The organism is Promicromonospora kroppenstedtii DSM 19349 (genome assembly GCF_000515355.1).
GTDB lineage: Bacteria > Actinomycetota > Actinomycetes > Actinomycetales > Cellulomonadaceae > Promicromonospora > Promicromonospora kroppenstedtii.
Map to the genome: position 1 here is coordinate 13192 of NZ_KI911737.1, position 3248 is coordinate 16439.

General features: G+C 73.7%; 3 protein-coding genes and 1 pseudogene. 1 reads left to right on the forward strand and 3 read right to left on the reverse strand.

Annotated elements, in window-relative coordinates; all coding sequences use genetic code 11:
• The 3 genes and pseudogenes from PROKR_RS35895 to PROKR_RS22290 form a co-directional block, all read right to left on the reverse strand.
• Positions 1–194: pseudogene (locus tag PROKR_RS35895) on the reverse strand (hypothetical protein); the annotation flags it as partial.
• 55 nt (positions 195–249) lie between these two features.
• Positions 250–1365, reverse strand: a complete 1116-nt coding sequence (locus PROKR_RS22285; RefSeq protein ID WP_036967680.1) for a LacI family DNA-binding transcriptional regulator — start codon at positions 1363–1365, stop codon at positions 250–252.
• Positions 1366–1648: 283 nt separating this feature from the next.
• Positions 1649–2677, reverse strand: a complete 1029-nt coding sequence (locus PROKR_RS22290) for an FUSC family protein (protein ID WP_245605931.1) — start codon at positions 2675–2677, stop codon at positions 1649–1651.
• A gap of 100 nt (positions 2678–2777) precedes the next feature.
• Between PROKR_RS22290 and PROKR_RS35900 the strand changes: the two genes are divergently transcribed.
• The coding region (locus PROKR_RS35900; protein WP_211240205.1) for a hypothetical protein at positions 2778–3248 on the forward strand (471 nt) is incomplete at its 3' end.

A 3248-nucleotide genomic window follows, 5' to 3' on the forward strand; every position in this document is an offset into this window, starting at 1 on the left:
CGGGCCGTGCCGCGCCCGCCGTAGCCCTGGACCACGAGGTCCTCCGGCTCGAGGCCTGCGGCCTGCGCGGCGGCGGCGAACTCGCGCAGCATCGTCTCGGCGCGGGCATGCTCGGCGTCCTGCCGCGCCGCGAGCCGGTCGGCCTGGACCCGGACCGCCTCGGCGCGCTGTCGCGCCCACTCGTCGTCACGCATGCGCGCAGTCTCGCACTCCTGGGTGACGTCGGGGTGCGTCCTTGCCCTGGCCCGCTCAGGCCCCGGCGCCCACCGGGGGCGGGCACACCGTGTCGCCCTCGACGGGTAGGCACGGGACCGTGAGCTGTCGCGCGGGGCCGTCGTCGTCGAGCAGGTCGAGCAGCAGGTGGACGGCCGCGCGGCCGAGGCCCTCGCGCGGGAGCGTGAACCGGGTCCAGTCCCGGGTGCTCACGAGCTCGGCGTCGGCGCCGCGGGCCGACGGCGGCGGGGACGGCTCGCCGAGCAGGACGACGGAGAGGTCCTCGGGGATGCGTACCCCGGCGCGGACAGCGACCTGCTCCAGCACCGCGATCGTCCGGTCGTTCTCGCCGGGGTCCACCAGGAGGGCGGTCACGCCGTCCGAGCGCCAGGTGGTCAGCAGCGTCGTCAGGGGCTCGCTCAGCAGGTCGAGGACCTGGTCGACGGGCGGCGACGAGCCGACCGGGAGCACATGGACCGGCTGGTCCGGCAGCCCGGCGTCGGCCACGCCCGCCCGGAAGCCGGCCTCGCGGTCCCGGGTCGGCTCCTGGTCGTCGTCCGGCCGCAGGTAGGCCAGGCGGCGGTGTCCCAGGCCGGTCAGGCGGAGCACGAGGTCCCGGGTGGCGGTCCCGTAGTCCGGGGCGACGTAGGACAGCTCGACGCCGGGGAGCTCACGGCGTCCGACGAACACGAAGGGGAAGTCGTCGCGGACCAGCTCGGCGATGTCCGCGTGGTCGACCTGACGGCCGAGCAGCACGCAGCCGTCGGCGACCTTGAGCCGGTTGATGCCGTCGGAGTAGATGCGGCGCGGGCCGGGGGTGACGGAGCTGAACAGCAGCAGGTCGTACCCGACCTCGGCGGTGGCCCGCTCGACGCCGAGCAGGAACGGGTAGTAGAAATCGCGCTGGTCGGTGGGGAAGACCGACTCGAACGTGTACAGGCCGAGGATGTGGTTGCGCCCGCCCTTGAGGCTGCGCGCCGCGGTGTTGACCGAGTAGCCGAGCCGCGTGGCGGCGTCGAGCACGGCGGTGCGGGTGTGCTCGGCCACCTGCTCGCTCCCGTGGCCGCCGCTGATCACCAGGGATACGGTCGCCTGCGAGACCCCGGCCGCGCGCGCGATGTCTACCTGTGTGGCACGTCGTCGTGGACTCATCGCCAGCTCCTCTGGTGCTCTGCAAGGGGCCGAACACCGGGCCCTAATTCACATTAACTAACGGCAAATACCACGTTATTGACCGATCTGCGGACCCGTCAAGCGGCCGGGACCGGCCTGCGCCCAAGTTCACCCCTTGCCAGGCAAGAATCATCCTCGACGAGGGATCGATCGCGTGATCTTACGTCGATCCGACCGGTTCTGTCGGCCTTCCTGCGTGCCTGGACGGTGGCCGGACGGCGGCCCGATGGGGACCCGATAGCGGGTGTCGCACGGGCAGGGCTCAGCCCTCGGCGTCCTGGCGGCGCTCCTGCGTGAGCAGCGTGATCACGACGGCCACGGCGACCCCCACCACGGTGTCGATGGCACGGTCGCTGACCAGCCCGGACACCGGCACGGGGTGCGCCAGGTGCGTCATCGACAGGGCGAGCGGCGTGATGAACAGCATGGCGACCGCGTAGTTGCGGCCCACGTAGAGCTCGGCGCCGGCCTGCAGCAGCGCGGCGACCGCGATGACCACGAGCGCCGGCGGCGCGGCGGCCAGCAGGGCCCACGCGATGACCACGCCCACGAGCGTGCCCGCCAGGCGCTGGGTCGCGCGCATGATCCGCCCGGAGGCGTCGGGCGCCGACATCGGTACGACCGCGGCCACCATGGCCCAGTAGGGGTGCCCGACGGCCGTGGCGATCGCGCCCGCGACGGCGACACCGGCGGCGTAGCGCACCAGATAGTGGGAGAGGGGCCACTCGGGGCCGGGTGCCGGGGTCGGCGTGGGGGCAGGGACTGGCTCGAGCCGCGTGAAGCACGCCGTCAGCACGAGCGCGAACAGGACGGCGGCGACCGCGACGGCCAGAGCGACCGGGAGCTGCTCGGGCCCGGCGGGCACCGACGAGCAGGCGCCCAGTGCGAACACGGGGAACAGCGGCCCGGGCGGGTGCCAGCGCAGCCGGTGGGACACGATCGCGACGCCGGTGGCCCAGAGCGCGGCGACGGGCACCACGAGCCAGCCGGTGCCCGGGACGGCCGAGCCCAGGACGGCGAGCAGCGTACCGACCAGCACGGACGCCACCAGCACGGCGCCGGCCTGGACCTGCGACACCAGGCGCGGCCGGATGGGCACGGTGCGGCCGAACAGGCTGGTGAACGCGCCGAACGTCGCGTAGAGCGACCACTCCAGGTGTCCGGTGGCCCACAGGACCAGCATCGGCACGGCCACGGACGTCGCCGCCCGGAGTGCCACCGGGAGCTCCCCGCCGTACGGCCCCACGTGCACCATCCGGCGCAGGTGGGGGAGCAGGGGGCGCGAACTCATGACCTTTGCATCTTCCCATGGGACTGGGTAGGGAAGACCCCACGCACGTCCGGAGGACAACCGCATGGTCCCCACGTGTCGCTCTGACCAGGATGGACAGATGACCCCACCCGCATCACCCACCTTGCTCACAGCACCGTCGCTGCGTACCGCCGCGGCCGGCGCCTTCGCGCTCGCCGTCCTGGCGGGCATCGCCGAGAGCGCCGTCGCCGTCTCCTCGATCGTCGCTCGGCAGGGGGCCGACGGCGCCCTGCTCGCTCAGGTCGGCGTGCGTGGGCTGATCTTCGCCGCTGCGCTGGCCTGCGCCTGGAACCTCGCCCGCGGCCGAAGGTGGGCGTGGTGGGCCCTGCTGCTCGGGCTCGGCGGCGTCGGCCTCGGCTCGATGCTCCTGCCCATGGCCGCCCTGCTGGCGGACGGCGCCTCCTGGTCGACCGTCTTCGAGGGCGACGTCTCGCCGGCCTTCCCCGTGATCCGAGCGCTACACATCCTGTTCGTCCTGGCGGGCGTCACCCTGGCGCTGCACCCGGCGGTCCGCGCGAGCCTGGGCGCGGGCGGTCGGGACCGCCAGCCG